The following is a 17522-nucleotide window of genomic DNA, read 5'->3' as shown; positions in this document are numbered from 1 at the left end:
TTTGATTTTCAACTAATTTTTAAAAATAACCCCTAAAACTTTATCCGGATGATGCGGCAGGCGACTTTCAAGAGATTTAAAAAATGTTATTTTTGCATAATCAGCTGAGGTTCCATAAGTCTCCAATATATTTAATTGCGTATGAATAAGTAAGGATGTCAACTCTAGGAGTTTTTTGTTTTCTGGGGAGAGACTGTATACCTCAGCCAACGTATCGTGAGCTTTCGACAGTTCAGGTTGCCTGCACAAATCGGGAGAAAGCAAACATTCCGCAGCGTCGAGATTCAACCGCACGTAATCTTCAGGTCCCATTTCAACAGATTTCGCGTTTTCAGTTGCGGTTTTTAGCATATCCGATGCTTCCGTGAAACGTTTTTCAACGATAAAGTGACTGGCAATTGACCATAAACCATCCACACTCCACGAATTCTCTATAATATCGGTTTTTGCGAAAAGAATATCCACAAGAATAGCATCTCGAAATGATTCGTTCGTTCCTGCACAATGTTTCACGATGTCAGCTTCAAGAACTTCCTCTTCTGAAAATAAAATCCTGAGAATTTGTTCTCTCATTTGCCTGACTCCATCTATATATATGAGCCATCCTTGCGCGGATTTGATAACCTTACGCGCATCTTCGAAAAATATCTTATATATATTGGCCCATTTTCGCACTTCAACAAGTCCGACAGGCAGAGCTTCAGAAAAGGTTTCGGCAATGATTTGTCCAATCCGAAACTGAAGAATAAATGCCAGATAAGGATTTTTAGCTATAATTTCGTTAAAATATTTATTAATCATATAAGCGCCATTAGTCAAACGCACATCTGAAACAAGTGACAAATTCAGATTATAAATATATTTTAAGCCATCTTCTACGCAATTCAGACTCTCAACAAAGTTGCCTTGGATATGATCATATACATCGTCATATTCGTCCAGATGAACCTTATCGGATTTATATCTTATCTTTTCTATAAAAAAAACCCTTAAATCAATGTTTGTATTCGATGGTATATGACTCTCTGCAAATGTCTGAAGCGGAAGGACATCGGTCTGGGGAATAAAAGCTCCTCCTTCAGTGCAATCAGAGACGGGTACACCCAACCTGGGAATCATTGCTGAAAAAACATCCCGAAAATACTTCCACCAGCGATTGGTGCTTACGGGGAAGCCTGCGATTCCTTCGACCACCAACCGCTCGCTTTCCGGAATTCCCGCCTCGTATGTCTCCTGTCCTAAAAACGTGTAGTCCCTCGCGTGACTCTCTCCCATATCGCCATAAGCCAAATCCTGCCCGACAAGAGCGGCAGAGGAGACTCCGAGATACCACGCAAGCCCCAAACACATGTGCGAAACCGAAGCCCCGGAAGGTATGACTGTTCCACCCAAAAGATGCCCCACTATCGCTTTCTCCAGATTGATGTCATCCTTGCCCACGACGACAACGGGGCCAGGCCATCGACCAACGATCTGAGGCGTGCATACTGATTGGGAGACTAAAATAACGTCACTGAGTTCTTTTCTCCAATCTTTAAAAAGCGGACGGAAACACTCCAGATACAGTGCATAAACTCGCTCCAAAACGCATACAAAATGAGGCTTTATTCCATTAATTAAAAGCTTCTCAACGATAGTATCGACAGCAATAATTATATATTTATCCTTATTTTTTTTCAATATATTTATATTTTTATCAAGCGAAGGACCCGCGGAGACAATAATCGCGGAAAACCCCGAACACGTGTCCCGAAGCGGTTGCAGACGAGCTCCAAAAAGCGTCCAAGGTGAAGACAAGGCCATTTGCCTCAATCCGAGAAGACTGTCGTCAGGAGAGTTTCCCATAAGGGAAATGTAGTATTCAAGTCGCTCTCCAAACAGGCGGAACAAGGAAGGAATTGCCTCTCCCGTTGCTTCATTCTCCTCTTTATGCAAAATTTTAAGTTGTTTTCTTCCAACCAGGAATCCCCTTGATGCAAAGGCAACTTTAATGGCTTCGTCTATAACAGACGCGCTGTCAAAGGCAATAAAAACCAACAAAACCCGAGATAAAATATCATGTAGCGAAATTTTTTTTAGCAAATTAACTATAAGAGATAGATGAGGATCAATTATAATAACAATTCGAATCCATTTAGGCAAATGCTTTAAAATATTGGAAAAATATGCGGAGCTACCAACCCCCTGAATTATTGCGACTGGCAGCCTGGGCTCAAATAAGCCAGATAAATCGGAAAGCTCCTCAGTAAAGGGGGGTATCGTAGCGCCAGCAATCCGCGTTTGTCCTTTTATTTGTACTTTTTCTATCGCACCGATGCAAGAAATTTTATTCCTAAGACATTTGACAAATTCAGGTTGATATCTTTCCAGAACCAAGAGATTCTTTTCCAGAAGATCGTCCATACGTACCTTCGTCAACGCAAAAAGTCCACAAGCGTGGGCTGGACGATCTTCGCGATCACGGCGAGGCTCGCCTGATAGACCGATTGCGCCATGGCGAACTGCGTCGCGGCGTCTGCGAGATCGACGTCGCCAACTTTGCTGTAGAGTTCCGTTATCGACGTGTTGTTCTGCTTCATCCGCGATTCGTCGGACTGGTACCTCTTGAGGAAGGCCCCTTCCTGTGTCCGTCGCTTGAGGAGATTGTCGAGGAAGTCGTCGACCTTCGCGAGCATCGAGTCGGACAGGCCTTTTCGGTCCTCCGCCCTGACCGCTCCCGCAAGATCGTTGAGAAGACCGAAGAAGTCCGTCTTTTCGCGGCTCGCGGCGGATCGCGTCACGACGTTCTGGTTGAAGGGAGAACCTGTTGTACCTCCACGCGAAGGAGAGTCCACCGGCCCGCCTGATCCGCCCGCGAAGAACGCTCCGCTTCCGGCGGCCGCTCGGGTTTCCTGCATCGTCACAACATTCCCCTTCGGCGACCACAGAACGAGACGTTTTTCCGCGCCGTCCTGTACGACTTCGGCCTGAACGTCGCCGCCCTGGAATCGCGCGTTGATCGCTTTCGCTACATCTTCGACGGATGTGCATCCGTCGATGTCGATCGTGTGGGAGTATCCTTCGACCGATATGACGATCTGGTCTCCGCCTCCCGCGCTCGGGCTCCAGGCGGCTGCGTTCGCGCCGCGCAGGGCCGTGTCGATCGTGAGCATCTGGGACGAATTTCCGGTCACGTCGTAGAGCGATACGGCGGAACCGTCCTTCGCGGAAACAGACATCAATACATCCGAGCCGGGTGTCGTGAGGTCGCCGTCGAAAAAGGTTATATCGAGCCACGACCCCGCAGCCGCGCGGATCTTGTCGGCGACGTCCTTCATCGTGTCGGTTGAAGCAAGATCCACATCGACCGTTTTTCCGGCGGATCGAATGCGGATTGTTCCGGCGGTCCCGCCGAGGGTATTGATCGTATCGGTATCCTGAATGGCGCCGCGTGTCGAAGATATTCCGGCCGCAATCCCCATCTGGAGCGCGACGCCGCCGCTGTAGGACGGACTCAGCGCGGGATCCGGGACGGGAAGGTCCGTGATCCGCAGGGCTTCGCCGGTCTTCGCGACGAGGACGGTCTCTCCGGTCGCCACGTTCACGACATCACTCGCGAGGAGTTTCTCTCCGGCCTGTTCGTTGACCTGCTTCACGATCTGCGCCATGACTTTCGCGCGGTCGACCGTGCCTCCCGCGTTCCGGACATCGTCGAGATAGAGCTTCACTTCGAATTTGTGTTCACCGACTTCGATCTTCATGAGAGACGGAACGTTCGGGTCGACACACGGAAGCGTCGGGAAGACGACATCGCCGACACCCGAACCGTTGCACCTGATCTCGGTGCTCATCCCGAGCTGCGACGCGTAGGTATTTTGATTGCGGTCGTAGATTACGAGCGGCGCGTTATCCTTCGGCCTGAGGAGGAGGCGCTTCGTCGCGTCCTCATGGTTGACTCCGGGTTCCCACGCGGTCGCTTCCGTCTCGTCGGTTTCGACGGTCACTTCGAGCCAGTCGCCGGCGACCTGCTTTATCCGGTTCGCGAGGTCGTCCGCGGTGAGCCCTGTGATGTCGCTGATCTTGAGGTCGACAACATGATCGCCGCTCTGGAGGCGCCACTGGAGTTCATTCGTCGCTCCGGGCGTCAGGATCGCTCCGCTCGTCGGCATCTGGACGCTCTTGACGGTCGTTTCCATTCCGAGGAATGACGCGAGGTCGATGTGGCTGTGGTCCACGGCCCGCTTGACGGGTGTCGACGCCGTGTTCTCTTCGGTGAAGAGATCCGTCAGTCCAGCGGAACGCGTCAGCGTGAATTTCTTTCCCTCAGTCGACGCCGAAATGACGAGGCGTTCGCTCGCGCCTTCCGTGTTCACTCGCGCATGAATCCCCTGGATGCCTGACAGCGCGTCGGCGACGTCCTGCAGCGTATTCCCGGCCGGGATAGCGACCGTCACGGGATCTCCGCCGTCGAACTGGATCGTGATCGTCTCGTCGGCGGCGCTCGTCCAGCCGGGCGCGACGTTGTTTCCGATAATACCCTGTTTCATGTCGGCGCGATCCGTTTCCGGCCAGCCGGTCACCTGGATCGGCTCTCCCGTTCTGCTCGTGAACACGAGCCGCTGGACGCCGCGTCCGGCGTCCTTCACGACCGAGACATCGACGATCCGGCTCACGTCCCCCATCGACATCGAGTCTCTGATCAGTTTCGCGATGTCGTCGATCGACAGTCCCTGCGATTCAGCGGGATCGCGGAAGCGGTTGAAGTCGGTGCCTTCGATGTTCCCGTCAAGGTTGTCGTCCTTCCACGTCTCCGGGATATGGACTTTGACCGCCCGGTCGCCGACCCTGATCTGCAGGATTTCGTCGCGTCCGGTCCATTCGAAATCGAGTGGGAGCTCGACGCTCCCGAGCGTATATCGCGTATAAGCCTCGGGGAATACCTCGCGTCCCGTGAACGACACCTGTCCGACGACGCCCTTGTCGATTTCGAATTCCATGTGTTCGTCGCCGCCGCGATAGCAGACCTTGCCCGAGGCGTCGCGGTAGAACGGAGCCTGACACACTTTCTTTCCGCCGAGAAGGTATCGTCCCTCGACGGAATAGTTCGCGATGTTCCTGAGTTCCTCCTGAAGTTCGGCGATCTCCGTGGCGATCGCGTCCACCTCGGCGTCGTCGAGAGCCCCGTCGCCGGCATATATCGTCAGTTCCCGGACCCGCTGGACGACGCTCGTCATCTGGTCGAACGCCGTGTCGGTGTTCGCGAGCCATGCCTGTGCGAAGTCGAGGTTCCTCGTGTACTGGACGTTTTCGACGAGCGACGTCTCGAGCGACATCTCCCGGGCGACATCGGCGGGCGCATCGCTCGGACGCGAATGCTTCTTCCCCGTCGCCATCTGGCTCTGCATTTCGAGCAGCCGCGAGAGGTTCGAATGGAGATCCGAAAGCAGGGTCTTTTGGATCGTCAGGTTGCTGACGCGCATCGGCTCTTCCCCCTTTAGCGTCCGACGACGCCCATTCCGTTGATGATCTTGTCGAGCATTTCGTCGATTGTCGTGATGTATCGGGACATTGCGTTGAAGGCCTGCTGGAACTTGACGATGTCCAGCATTTCCTCGTCGATGTTGACGCCCATCGTCGATTGTCTCTGCGTATCGATCTGTCCGGTGAGCGCCTTCTGGTTTGTGTTCATCTGTTTGGCACGTGACGCATCCGTCCCGAGACGCGCGGTGAAGGACTCGTAGAACTGGTTGAACGTCGCGCTGTCGCTCGTCATCACGCGAGCCTGCTTGAGTTGCGCCATGAGAAGGGCGTTCGACCCGTCGCCGCATCCGAGACTGTATCCCTTGCCGTCGTCCCGGGCCGCTCCGATCAGGCTGGGGTCGTTTGCGATCGCCGTATTGATGTCGAGCGAGCGTGAGGCGCCGTATCGCGTCGTGATGGGGGCAAAGAATGCGATGCCCGTCGTGGATGTGTTGTCGCCGATGCCGTGTCCGCCGTAGTGGATCGCGTTCATCTCGGTTACGAGCGTATAGGCGAGTTCATCGAACGAGTCGAGATAGCTCAAAATGAGGTCGTCCCGGGCCGTCATCGTTCCGGCGATGGCCCCTCCCTGAACGTGGTGCCGGATGGTGATGCCGGACTCCGCGCTCGCCTTTTTGAGCTTGAGCGTGATTCCCTCCTCGACGTCGCCCGTCCTGGTCGCCGTGTAGTCGTCGTAGGCCTGCGTGATTTCGTTCTTCGCCGGAACGAGCCGCGCTTCCCGGAACGTGTTGGACGATGAGAGATATCGTCTGTCGTCGAACGTGAACGAGGCGTCTTCCGACTGCTGCATATAACTCGTGCTCGTCCCTCCGGCCGCGTCCGTGGAAATGAGCCCGAGTCGCTGCACGACGTGCAGCGATCCGCTTTCCTCGCCCATGACGTTGATCCGCTGGGCTTCTCCCACGACGTTGCTTTCGAGGACGAGATAGAACGTGTCGTCCGTCGCCTTTTCGATGCTCGCGTGAAGCCACTGCTCGGGTTTGTCGAGGATCGCGTTCCCGTCGGCGTCCGTAATGCCGTACGTTCCGTTGATCTTGTTCCGGATCGTCTCGAGCGTGTCTTTTTCAGTGACTTCGATGGTCATCTTCGGCGAATCGTCCGTCATCCCGAGTTTCGAGATGATATTTCCCTTCACGTCGACGATCGAAAGGAGGTGGAAGTCGTTTGATGTCAGTGTCATCTGGTCTCCGGACGCCGTCGTCGCAAGCGTCGCGGAGACGTTCATCGACGTCAGGCTTGCGGAGAGAAAGTTTTGGATGTCGGCCGCCCCCAGAGTGGCGCCTGTCGTCGTATAGGTTGGCGTTCCCGCGTCATCGTTAATTTCCCAGTTGGCTCCGTTCCACGAGACCGATACGTCCCGTTCGTTGGTTCCGGCTGAGACCCTGAACGAATACGTATCTCCCGTCGCTCCGGCAGTCAACAACGGAGCGGAGAGCGATTTCGACATCGTCCGGACTCCCTGGCTCCCAACCTGAAGCGTGATGCTTCCCTTGAGGTTGAGCGCGTCGCTCACAGAGGTCGGACGGACACGCGGAGGACACGCCGGCAGAGTCGCATCTCCCTGTCCGACCTTCCATGTCGTTTCTGACGCGAGGCGGTCGATCTCGACGTTGTGAACCGCTTCCGAGGCCCCCTGTTCGGCGATGATCTCGAGAACTTCGGGTTTGTCGACGAGGTCGAAGAGATTGTCTTCGACCTGAACGTCGTGCATTCCGGCGTTCCCCTGGACTTCGACGGCCACGAGATGCCGGGTCTGGTCCCCCTGGACGAGGATCTTGCCGTGAAGGTCGATGATGAATTCGTCGGAGATGCTGCAGCTCGGGTTGACGTCGATGTCGATGAGCTTCGAAAGTTTTTCGACGAGCAGGTCGCGCCGGTCGTACAGGTCATTGGGGTTGGCGCCGACACCTTCGATTTCCTTGATCGTGACGTTGAGCGCGGCTATCTGGTCGATGCAGTCGTTCGCCTGCTTCACCTGCAGAACGAGATCCTTGTCGAGCGCCTTACGGTATTCGTCGTAGTTTTTGACGATCTGGTCGAGTTCCGCCGTGAATGTCTTGATCTGGCTCGCGACGACTTCCCGTACGCTCGTGCTGTTGGCCTGCGTGTGAAGGTCTTCGAGATTCGCCCAGAAAGCGTCGAGGCTTGCCTTCAGCCCCTTGCCGCCGGGTTCGTTGACGTAGAGTTCGACGGTGTTCAGCGCCGATGATATGGCGTCCCAATACCCCTGAACTGTCGTCTCCTCGCGGTATTGGATATCCAGAAATTCGTCTCGCAGGCGAACGATCGCGTCGATCTTGACGCCGGTTCCGATTTGACCGGGAAGGGCGGGGCGGTTCAGGCCGGGATCGGTGTACGGGTCGGTCGTCGAAGCTTCGACGCGCTGACGTGAATACCCCTCGACGTCCGCATTCGAAATGTTGTGGCCGGCGGTCTCGATGCCTCTCCGGAAGTAGTCGAGAGCTCGTTTCCCAAGTTCAAGGCCGAAAAAGCTGTTGATCATCGTCGTTCACTCCTATCCCTTGAGATCGAACCCGCCATCCGGGGAAAACGTGGATTCCAACCGGCGCCACTCGGAGAGCATCACTTCCCCGAGTCTTCTCGACTCATCGGCGAGTCGCGAAAGGATCTTCATCTCCGCCTGCAGCTTCCGGACCACGAGCCCGAAACTCCCCGCTACCGACGAGAGGGCTTCGCGCTCCCCTTCGTTCAGCTTTTCGAGAATTTCCGACAATCTCGGATGAACCCCGAGCGTTCGCGCCAGCGACTCTGCCTCGGCTTCCCGACGTCGGTCCAGCGCCTGGGCGCGAAATGAAGCGTCGTGAAGCTCCTTCATGAGCCCCTGTAACGAATCGAGGCGCCCCGTCCTGAGCGCCTCACGCTGCCGTACCGCAATATCCAACGTCTCCTGCAGTGCCTGCGTCTGCTGCAGGAGAACGTCGACGAGATTCCGGGACCTCACGGGATATCACTCCTCCTGGTCGAGGATACCGGCAACGATAAGACTTCGCGCAACCTTTTCGGGATCCGGCGAATACGTTCCGCTCTGGATTCGACGGCGAAAGTCTTCGACGAGTTCTTCCCGGACGTCAGGCAGTTTCCTGATCTCCTGCGACGCCTTCGCGAGCTCTTTCGCGAAACCGCTGAACTCGATGCCGTCGGACGCCGTTGATGAAGAAGTCTCGTTTCTGCCTTTCCTGGCGGTGACCTTGTTTATGGCGGACGCGCCGTAAACGCCGGAAATTTTATCGATCATCGGACTCACCCCTGTTGGTACTGCCTCTGGATTGTGTATCGGCCGGAAAGATCGCTACTTTAGACGCTTCGGCTCCATGTTATCGCTCCGACAACACGGCCGCCGGAGGAACGAATCGCTTCCGCGGCGCAGCGGAGCGTCGATCCGGTTGTACAGACGTCGTCGACGAGCGCGACGCGTCCCGGGCACGCGCTCACGCAGCGGATCGAGTCTGGCGAAAGACGGCGTCGCTGTTCCGACGATTTCTTCGTCTGGGCGCCGCACCCCGCGGACCATCGGAGCACCGGTGCCACCGGCAGATTCCATATGTCCCCCATCGCTTTCGCCAGAACGAACGCCTGGTTATAGAAACGTCTGCTGCTCACGTGGAGCGGTATCGGAACGAGTGCGTCGACATCCGGTCTCGGGAAAACCAATGCGAGCGCCCGCCCCATCTGAACGCCCAGCCGACGCGAGGCGCCGTACTTGAACCGGAGGACAAGTTCCCTGCGGAGATCTTCGTGAACGCCTCCGGTCCGCAGGAACGAGGCATTCGGATGATCGGGACAGGGGGTTCTTCCTCCGCATTCGAGGCACTCGTCGAGCGGCGGATCGAGCGTTTTGACGAGGCATTCGAGACACGCGACGACTCCGACCGCTCCGCAGACGGGACACGAAGATGGCCAGACGAGGTGGACGCAGGACGCGCCCAGGTCGCGAAGGAGTGCGGAGATCATCGCATTCAGGAATATTCGATCGGAACGCGGAGAAGCATCAGAGTCCCGTCCTGAGAAGCGAAGCCGAGCTGCGAGAGGAACGGAGCGAGTTCGCTCGTGTACGTGATGACGAGGGGGATCGGACGGACCGCAGGGTGTTCGAGCGCATACCTGAGAAGCGAGGTGCCAAGCCCCTTTCCCTGATGATCGGGATGGACCATGATATCCCACAGGGAGGCGCGAAAGACGAAATCGGTGAGGATGCGGCAGAAGGCAACCATCCGCCCGTTTTCGGCGTAACGGGCGGAAAAGCATAGCGACGTCCCTGCAATCATCCGCTCGATATCCTCGAGCGAACGACTGCGTCCCCAACGCGTGAATCGATACAGAGTCTGCAATTCACCTGCGCTGATACCGATCTTGTTGTCGTAGAACAGGTATTCGGAGTTAACCGGCATACCCGGCTCCGGGTTCCGCCTCCGTCATCGCTCCTTCCTCCGGAGCGCACGCGTGAACGAGAGCCATCCCGTGGACGATCTTTCTGAGGTCCGAATTCCTGGCGTCGGACGATACCGGAAGCTGGATGATCTGTCCTGTGCCGCACCGCGGGCAGACCCACCACGCCCGCGCCATTCCGTCCGAATCGGGAGCTCCGGCCAAAACTTTCGACTCGCCGCAAATCTGACACGCAACAATCAACATGAACGGATCTTCCCCCTATGGTGCAGGCGCGCCTTCGGAGCGCACCGTGATGACGATCTGAACGGGCCCCTCCGTGTAGAGATCGTCCGCGGCGGATATGACGATCCGGAGCGTTCCCCTGCTTTTTCTGACCTGCTCGACGGCGTTGAAAAACTCGGTCGCACCGAGCGCTCCGACTTTTCCCGTCGCTGGATTCGGCATGATACCGTCCTTGACGGCCTTCTGATTCACTTTTTGGAGTATAGTATACAACAAAGCCTCGCCATCGGGGCCGTTTTCTCCTACATTCACGGTTTCGTCGTGGAGAACGGTGTCTTTCGCATAGACGAGTGCGCTGTCGGCGATCTCGTAACGGATTCGGACATCCTCACCCGCGACGACGTTCGAATCGGCGAGCGCCCGTACGATTTTTCTCTTCGAAGCTCCGGCGCACTCCGCTATCTTCTCCTGCTCGTCCCGGATATCGACCGCAAGGATGACATTTTCGACACGGACGCCAAGCCGCGTCGCGAGAACGAATTCGGTCCGCCGACGCAGTTCCGAGAAGGCTCGCTCGACCGTATCGCGGGCACTTTCCGGCAGAACTTCCTTCTGCGCGAGGAGTTCGTCCGCGAAGACTGAAATTCGCCCGCTTCTGATCTGGCTCAGACCCGCACGAAGCGTTTCGGCTTCCGAACGAAGTCCGGCAAGCGCTTCCTCGAGCGACGTCTTTTCCTGTTCGAGCTGCGTCCGTTCCGTCCGAATCCGTTCGAGCTCGTTCCGAGCCTTTTCAAGCTCCGGAGTCACGGCGGCAAAACGTTCCTCGACCTCGCCAAGCAGTTTTTTCTGCACTGAGAGCCGCTCTTCGCTTTTCACGAGTTCGAGCGCGGAAAGTTTCGCCTCGTCGCGGCTCGCCTGAAGGTCGGCGGTCAGTTTCGTGATCTGCGTCTGGATGAATTTCATGCTGAAGAGTGCGGTTCGGACGCTTTCCGAGATGAAGGAAAAACTCACGAGCATCGCAATGGAGATCAGTATTCCCGTGAGAACCGTAATGATCTGGCTCGTATGGCGCGGACGGAGCGTGAGGAAGGAGATTCGCTTCTTGCCGTAGTGCATCCCGACTTTGTCGCCGATATAGGCAAGTACGCCGCTCATCAGCACCATGGTGATGATGAGCCGCCAGTTCATTTCGGAGAGTAGTTGCATCTGCACGTCCGTCACTCCTCGGATCTCCGTGCTGTTCCGTTATCGTTCCGACGCTATTATAGTCTCGGGAACGACAATTATCCAGAAAAGAACGCACAGTATCGAAGAAAAGGAAGGGTTACAGGAACGGAAACGGGGCGACTGCCAGGATCCCGTCGATCTCCTCTCGCGCGTACAAACGGCCGGAGTTCATTCCCGGACATGATATCGCGTGATCGTCCCAGTTTTCGCGGCTCTTCATGAGAGACGGCCAGAACGGGAAGAGGGAGCACTGCGTGGGACGGACGGAATAGATCGTGCATCGCGCGGTCGGTTCGTCATAAAAAAGGCAGGACCCGTTCTCACGTTCGCGGATGCTCGGAAATACCCACCTCCGGGTCAGACATCCCCTCCATGCAACGGCATTCAGCGACAGGTATTCCGCAATCTTTTTTCCCTCTCCGGGCGTGACCCAGATCGCCCCCGGCTCTCCCCTGCAGCACCTGCCGCATCCGAGGCAGGTGAAGCGGACTCCACCGGCGTACCACGGGAGCGCTTTTTCACGCGTATCCTTCAATCGCCGCTTTCCCCGTTCTGTTTCGAGACCTGTTCGTACAACATCTTCCAGAGGCCGACCCCTCCGGACTCGCAGATTCGCTCAGCTGCCATTTCGACCGTGAGATCCTCGAGAGGCGCGAACGGACGGGTATCATTTCCCCCCCTGCTGATACGCCGCGACAGGGCGAACGAATCCTTCATCATCTTGCCGACGAGAACCGCTTCGAAGTCCTGGCACGCTCTTTTCAGTTTCTTCCTGTCCGTCGCGGAGAGAGAGCGCGCGTCAGCAAGTTTCGAGGCCGGATCCGGCCCGACGATCGGGTTCATTGGATCATCTCCTTGCATCTACATCGTGACGAGCTCGCCATGGAGAGCTCCAGCTTCCTTCACAGCCTGAAGAATCGCGATCACGTCCCGCGGCGTCGCGCCGATCGCATTGAGAGCGTCCGCCAGATCCTTGACCGTCGTGTTTGCCGGAACCGTGACGAACTGCCCCGCGCTCTCGTGCGCCTGGACATCCGTCCTCGGTTCGACGGCCGTTTGTCCGCCGGAGAAGGCGTTGGGCTGAACGACATTCGGGGTTTCCGTCACGCGGACGGTCAGATTTCCGTGCGCCACCGCGACGGGCGAAATCCTGACGCTCCCGCCCATGACGACGGTTCCCGTTCTTTCGTTGACGACGACTCGAGCCGTCGAGTCCGGAACGACCTGCAGCTTCTCGAGTTTCGCGATGAACGATGCAGGCGAGGTCGCGTACTTCGCGGGAAGCGAGACGCGAATCCTTCCTGCGTCTTCCGCTTCGGCAACATTGCCGAACGCCGCGTTCACCGCATCCGCCACACGACCGGCGGTCGTGAAATCGGGGGTGCGAAGGAGCAACGCAATCGAAGAGTGATCTCCGAGAACCGTCTCGACGTCGCGTTCGACGATCGCCCCCTGAGGAATCCGCCCGACCGTCGTGGTATTCTTGGTCAGCGTCGCGGCAGCTCCTCCCGCGCTGAAGCCTCCCACCATGACGGGCCCCTGGGCAACGGCGTATACATCGCCGTCGGCGGCTTTCAGCGGTGCCTGAAGCAGAGTTCCTCCCTGAAGGCTCTTTGCGTCGCCGAGTGCGCTCACGGTGACGTCGACCCGTTGCCCCGGCCGGGCGAACGCGGGAAGATCGCAGGTAACGGAAACGGCGGCGACGTTTTTGCTCTTGACGGCCTTTTCGTTGAGCGTCACCCCGAACTGTCGCATGAGGTTCCGGACCATCTGGAGCGACATCGTGGCCTTGTCGCCCGTCCCCTGGAGACCGATCACGAGCCCCACGCCGACAAGCTGGTTCGATCGGACGCCTTCGACGTCGGCAAGATCCTTGAGTCGAACGAGCGGCCCATCGGCTGCGATCCCCACAAGCGGCAGGATTGCCGTCGCAAGAAGCAAAAAAAGCGCGAAAACCGCGTTCCTCACGTGTCGCATCAGAATATCGCCTGGAGAATCTGCGTCAGCAGGCCGGGCTTCTGGATCCGGGTCAGAGTCCCGCGTCCCTTTATTCCGATTTCAGCATTCGCGATGCGGTCGCTGAGGATGTTGTTGTTCGCGTCGACATCCTCGGGACGGATCACGCCGACGATCTTCAGCTCGAGGGTTTCGTCGTGCGTCGCCACGTCGCGGGTTCCCTCGATGATGAGATTCCCGTTGGGGAGCGTATCGGTAACGAGACACGTGATCGAGGTCTGGGCGACGTGCGTCCGTTCGGTGGAACCGTCTCCCGTCATGTCGCTTTTCGAGTTGAAGCCGAACGCCTTCAGAAAACTGAAGATTCCGGTTCCGTTGCTCACGGAGTTGTCGTTCGTTTTCTTGACGTTCGTTTTGCCCTTGTCCTTCGTTTTGGTGTTCTCGCGGACGAGCACCGTCACGATATCGCCCACCTTGCTAGGTTTCCTGTCGCCGACCAGATTGGTTCCGTCCTTCCAGAGGGAGGCCGCCGAAACGGTCCCGAAGTCGGCAGCGAAACACAGCAGTGCCATCAGTATCACGCAGGCGCATCTCTTCACGGTATCCGCACCTCCACTTCTTCCCCGGAAACGACCGACGCTTCCAGGATTCTTTTGCTCTGAACGTTCCGAACCCGGACCTTATCGCCGACCGCGCCGTCTTCCAGAACCTCTCCCGGAATCCTGAGGGAGAGGGTCCCCTTCCGCACGACGATGGAAACGGAATCCCCCCGCCGAACGACGGGAACGGCCGAAAGGAACGAACCCGATACGCGTTCCCCCTCGCCGAGCCGCCTGCCGGTCATCCGCCCGACGGCCTGGGACACATCGGAAAGCGCGTTGAGCGGGGTCGTGATCTGTACCTGCTTCACTTCGAGGTCATCCGCCGCGAGAACTACGCCGCTCTCGATGATCCTCCGCGTCACCACGATCCGTTGCAGCCATTCGAGGGAGACGGGAATCTCGCGTACACCGTCGTTCGTTCCGATTCGAAAGGTAACCGAAGAGGCGCCGGGACGGATTGCCTTCGGCGAAACCAGATCTCCTGCCGGAAGCGTAACCGCCCCCCGGGCCCTGACGATTCCATCCCATCCCGAAAGGCGCTTCACGAGGCTCTCGAGTTCCGGGAGCGACTCTCCCTTTCCGGCGGCGATCTTCGGCGGCATCAGGAGGCGGAGCGTAACCCCGCCGACGCCGCGATCGACGAGCGCAGCCACGACGTCCGATCTCCAGAGATACCCCCTCCGGACCTTCACGCGCGCGTCTCCGGCCAGTGAGACGACATCCGCGGGACCGGAAAACCGCGCGATATCGCGGAGGAGAAAAGAGGATGCGGCACTTTCGGGGAGGCGGTCTATCTCTACCGTGAGCTCTTCGGCCGATGCGCCCCCAGCCGATAACAGCAGCGCGAAAACGCACCCGACGAGAAACAGCTTTCTCATCGGATCCCTAGCGCTTGATGCCGTTCGCGATCCTGAGAAGTTCGTCCGCGGTCTGGACGCCTTTTGAATTCGCCTCGTACGCACGCTGGGCGATGATGAGGTTGACCATTTCCTCGACGACTTCGACGTTCGATATCTCGAGAGTTTTCTGCGCTATGTGCCCGAGCCCCTCTTCGCCAGGATTCCCGACGATGGGCGCTCCGCTCGCGGCGGTCTCTTCATACAGGTTCTTGCCGATTTTGCGGAGTCCGGCGGGGTTGACGAACCTCACAAGCTCGATCTGTCCGATTTCCTCGGTATCCGTCTCTCCCTGTGCGCGAATCGACACGATCCCTTCCGGACTGACCATGATTTCCTCCGCATCCTGCGGGATCGTGATCGGCGGCTCGAGGAAAAGCCCGTCGACATTGACGAGCTGCCCGTCGTCGCCGTTCCTGATCCATCCTCCGGCGCGCGTGTACGCGACATCGCCGTTCGGTTTGAGGACCTGGAAAAAGCCCTCTCCTTCGATCGCGAGATCGAGAGGATTGTCCGTAACCTGGAAGTTTCCCTGCCCCATCATCCGCGTCGTCCCGACGACACGTGTCCCGAGTCCGACCTGAATCCCCGTCGGAAGCGAGGAGCCCGGTTCGACGGGCGCACCGGGCTCGCGATCTATCTGATACATGAGATCGGCGAAATCGGCGCGTTCCCGCTTGAACCCGACGGTGTTCACATTCGCAAGGTTATTGGACGTCACATCGAGATTCGTTTGTTGCGCTATCATTCCGGAAGCGCTCGTCCACAGTGCCCGCAGCATTTATTCTCGCCCGCCTTCCATTACGTCTTCGTGAAGGAGCTGATGAGGCGCCCAGTTTCATCGTCGTGCGTCATCAGGGCCTTCGAGGCCGCTTCGTATGCCCGGTGCGCCTCGATCATTCGCGACATTTCGGAGACGACGTCCACATTCGATTGCTCAAGGGTTCCGGATACGAGGGACGGGGTATCGACGGGCGTCGGCACGCCCGTCTGTTCGTTCGCGGCGTGCAGCGACCCTCCGATGTGTTTCAGGTATGTGGGTTCCTCGAAAGCGACAACCTGAAGCGTGTCGACAACCTCTCCATCAGCGACGACCTGTCCCTCCGAATTGATGCGGACATTTTCCGCCTCGCCGATTTCTATGGGACCGCCGTCTCCCTGCACAAAGAATCCGTCATGCGTCAGAAGCTGTCCTTCCTGGTTCACCTGGAACTGTCCCGACCTCGTGTAGAATGTGTTTCCCGCTCCGTCGCGCACGACGAAGAATCCAACACCGTCGATGGCGACATCGAGAGGTGCGTTCGTGACGTTCATCGCGCCGCGCTTCATCGTCATCGTCGTCTCTGAAAGGACGTTCGCGAGCGCGAGATTCCCGATCGGAATCTTCCCGCGAAAGCGGATCTGATTCGGTCCGGTCGTGGCTCCCGGCGTTACCGGGATGTTTTCGATCCGGTCCGTCAGAAGATCTGGAAACGTCTTGTTTACGGGAATCCGTCCCCGGAATCCGGCGGTGCTGACGTTCGCCAGATTGTTGGCGACTACGTCGTGCATGCTTTCCTGGACGAGCATCGCCGATGCCGCACAGTAGATTCCTTTGTTCACCGACGCGACCTCCTCTCCCCGAAGCTACAGGGGATTCAGGATTTCCATTTCCGGCCCTTCCTGCTCGTCGCAAGGATTCCACTTCGTCCGAGCCTGTTGAGCTTGTCGATCTCGGCGAGGGCTTTCCCTGTTCCGCGCGCGACGCTCTCCATGGGTTCCTCCGCGACGAAACAGTTGATCCCCGTCTGTTCGGAAATGAGTTCGGGAAGTCCCCGAAGGAGGGAGCCTCCTCCGGTAAGGACGATCCCTCTGTCAATAATATCGGCGGATAACTCGGGCGGCGTTAGTTCCAAAACGTTACGGACTCCATCGACAAGGGACTGAACCATCTCACCGATCGCCATAGAGACGCACGAGCTGCTGACTTCGATCTGCCTCGGCAATCCCTGGACGAGGTCACGCCCCTTCAGGATCATCGTCATTTCCTCTTCCTGCGGGATGCAGGTTCCGATCATAATCTTGAGGTTCTCAGCCGTCTGTTCGCCGATCGCGAGGCTGTATTGCTTTCTCAGGTAGCGCATGATGGCTTCATCGAATTTATCGCCGCCTATTCGGAGCGATTTCGATACGACGATGCCCCCGAGGGAGATGACCGCGATGTCCGAGGTTCCGCCTCCGATATCGACGACCATTTTTCCGCGCGGTTCCTCGACGTTGAGATCCGCACCTATCGCGGCGGCCATGGGCTCCTCTATGAGGTAGGCTTCTTTGGCGCCAACCTCGATCGCCGCCTCGAGAACAGCCCGGCGCTCGACGTCCGTCGCTCCGGAGGGAACGCAGATCATGACTCTGTTCCGGAAAAAGCGGCTGAATCCGTGCGTGACGCGTTTCATGAAATGATGCAGCATTGCTTCGGTCATGCTGTAGTCGGCGATAACTCCGTCCCGAAGCGGCCGGACCGAGACGATGCTTCCGGGCGTCCTTCCGACCATACTCTTCGCGTCGTTTCCGACGGCGAGAATTCGTCCGTTTTCCAAATCGACGGCAACGACCGAGGGCTCTCGGAGAACAATCCCCTTGCCCTTGACGTATATGAGCACAGTTGCGGTTCCAAGGTCTATTCCGATATCGCTCCCGAACACTCTGG

17 protein-coding genes are annotated in these 17522 nt (G+C 57.5%); all 17 read right to left on the bottom strand.

The features are described 5' to 3' along the window. Positions 1–12: 12 nt before the first annotated feature. The 17 genes from ACZ5IU_RS14510 to mreB all read right to left on the bottom strand — a co-directional run bounded on the left by ACZ5IU_RS14510 (position 13) and on the right by mreB (position 17517). Positions 13–2403: a motility associated factor glycosyltransferase family protein gene (locus tag ACZ5IU_RS14510; RefSeq protein ID WP_464418567.1), complete on the bottom strand. Its 2391-nt coding sequence runs from the start codon at positions 2401–2403 to the stop codon at positions 13–15. 11 nt (positions 2404–2414) lie between these two features. After that, positions 2415–5459 carry a flagellar hook-associated protein FlgL gene (flgL, locus tag ACZ5IU_RS14505; RefSeq protein WP_464418565.1) on the bottom strand — a complete coding sequence of 1015 codons (3045 nt, stop codon included), beginning with the start codon at positions 5457–5459 and terminating at the stop codon, positions 2415–2417. Positions 5460–5473: 14 nt separating this feature from the next. Beyond that, positions 5474–8023 carry a flagellar hook-associated protein FlgK gene (gene flgK / locus ACZ5IU_RS14500; protein WP_464418563.1) on the bottom strand — a complete coding sequence of 850 codons (2550 nt, stop codon included), beginning with the start codon at positions 8021–8023 and terminating at the stop codon, positions 5474–5476. Between the two features lie 12 nt (positions 8024–8035). Further along, positions 8036–8482, bottom strand: a complete 447-nt coding sequence (gene flgN / locus ACZ5IU_RS14495; RefSeq protein WP_464418561.1) for a flagellar export chaperone FlgN — start codon at positions 8480–8482, stop codon at positions 8036–8038. A 6-nt stretch (positions 8483–8488) separates the two neighbouring features. After that, positions 8489–8776 carry a flagellar biosynthesis anti-sigma factor FlgM gene (flgM, locus tag ACZ5IU_RS14490; RefSeq protein ID WP_464418559.1) on the bottom strand — a complete coding sequence of 96 codons (288 nt, stop codon included), beginning with the start codon at positions 8774–8776 and terminating at the stop codon, positions 8489–8491. Positions 8777–8835: 59 nt separating this feature from the next. Further along, positions 8836–9492 carry a ComF family protein gene (locus tag ACZ5IU_RS14485; RefSeq protein ID WP_464418557.1) on the bottom strand — a complete coding sequence of 219 codons (657 nt, stop codon included), beginning with the start codon at positions 9490–9492 and terminating at the stop codon, positions 8836–8838. A gap of 5 nt (positions 9493–9497) precedes the next feature. After that, positions 9498–9929: a GNAT family N-acetyltransferase gene (locus ACZ5IU_RS14480; protein WP_464418555.1), complete on the bottom strand. Its 432-nt coding sequence runs from the start codon at positions 9927–9929 to the stop codon at positions 9498–9500. Next, positions 9919–10173, bottom strand: coding sequence for an alcohol dehydrogenase (locus ACZ5IU_RS14475; protein ID WP_464418553.1), 255 nt, complete (start codon positions 10171–10173; stop codon positions 9919–9921). Before ACZ5IU_RS14475 ends, ACZ5IU_RS14480 begins: the two co-directional genes overlap by 11 nt. Before the next feature lie 15 nt (positions 10174–10188). Continuing rightward, positions 10189–11373 carry a DUF3084 domain-containing protein gene (locus ACZ5IU_RS14470; RefSeq protein WP_464418551.1) on the bottom strand — a complete coding sequence of 395 codons (1185 nt, stop codon included), beginning with the start codon at positions 11371–11373 and terminating at the stop codon, positions 10189–10191. A 103-nt stretch (positions 11374–11476) separates the two neighbouring features. Beyond that, positions 11477–11914: a YkgJ family cysteine cluster protein gene (locus ACZ5IU_RS14465; RefSeq protein ID WP_464418549.1), complete on the bottom strand. Its 438-nt coding sequence runs from the start codon at positions 11912–11914 to the stop codon at positions 11477–11479. Further along, positions 11911–12222 (bottom strand): hypothetical protein, encoded by a 312-nt coding sequence (locus tag ACZ5IU_RS14460; RefSeq protein ID WP_464418547.1) that lies wholly within the window; start codon positions 12220–12222, stop codon positions 11911–11913. The genes ACZ5IU_RS14465 and ACZ5IU_RS14460 overlap by 4 nt, the downstream gene beginning before the upstream one ends. Positions 12223–12240: 18 nt before the next feature. After that, entirely contained in the window at positions 12241–13356 is a 1116-nt protein-coding gene (locus ACZ5IU_RS14455; RefSeq protein WP_464418545.1) for a flagellar basal body P-ring protein FlgI, read from the bottom strand. Beyond that, positions 13356–13934, bottom strand: coding sequence for a flagellar basal body L-ring protein FlgH (locus ACZ5IU_RS14450; protein ID WP_464418543.1), 579 nt, complete (start codon positions 13932–13934; stop codon positions 13356–13358). The genes ACZ5IU_RS14455 and ACZ5IU_RS14450 overlap by 1 nt, the downstream gene beginning before the upstream one ends. After that, positions 13931–14815: a flagellar basal body P-ring formation chaperone FlgA gene (gene flgA, locus ACZ5IU_RS14445; protein WP_464418541.1), complete on the bottom strand. Its 885-nt coding sequence runs from the start codon at positions 14813–14815 to the stop codon at positions 13931–13933. Before flgA ends, ACZ5IU_RS14450 begins: the two co-directional genes overlap by 4 nt. Positions 14816–14822: 7 nt before the next feature. Next, entirely contained in the window at positions 14823–15614 is a 792-nt protein-coding gene (gene flgG / locus ACZ5IU_RS14440; RefSeq protein ID WP_464418539.1) for a flagellar basal-body rod protein FlgG, read from the bottom strand. 20 nt (positions 15615–15634) lie between these two features. Continuing rightward, positions 15635–16435 (bottom strand): flagellar basal-body rod protein FlgF, encoded by an 801-nt coding sequence (gene flgF, locus ACZ5IU_RS14435; protein ID WP_464418537.1) that lies wholly within the window; start codon positions 16433–16435, stop codon positions 15635–15637. 35 nt (positions 16436–16470) lie between these two features. After that, positions 16471–17517: a rod shape-determining protein MreB gene (gene mreB, locus ACZ5IU_RS14430; RefSeq protein ID WP_464418535.1), complete on the bottom strand. Its 1047-nt coding sequence runs from the start codon at positions 17515–17517 to the stop codon at positions 16471–16473. Between the last annotated feature and the right edge of the window lie 5 nt (positions 17518–17522).

The sequence above is a fragment of the Lactivibrio alcoholicus genome (assembly GCF_055390895.1).
This window is presented reverse-complemented; position numbering and strand designations above follow the sequence as displayed.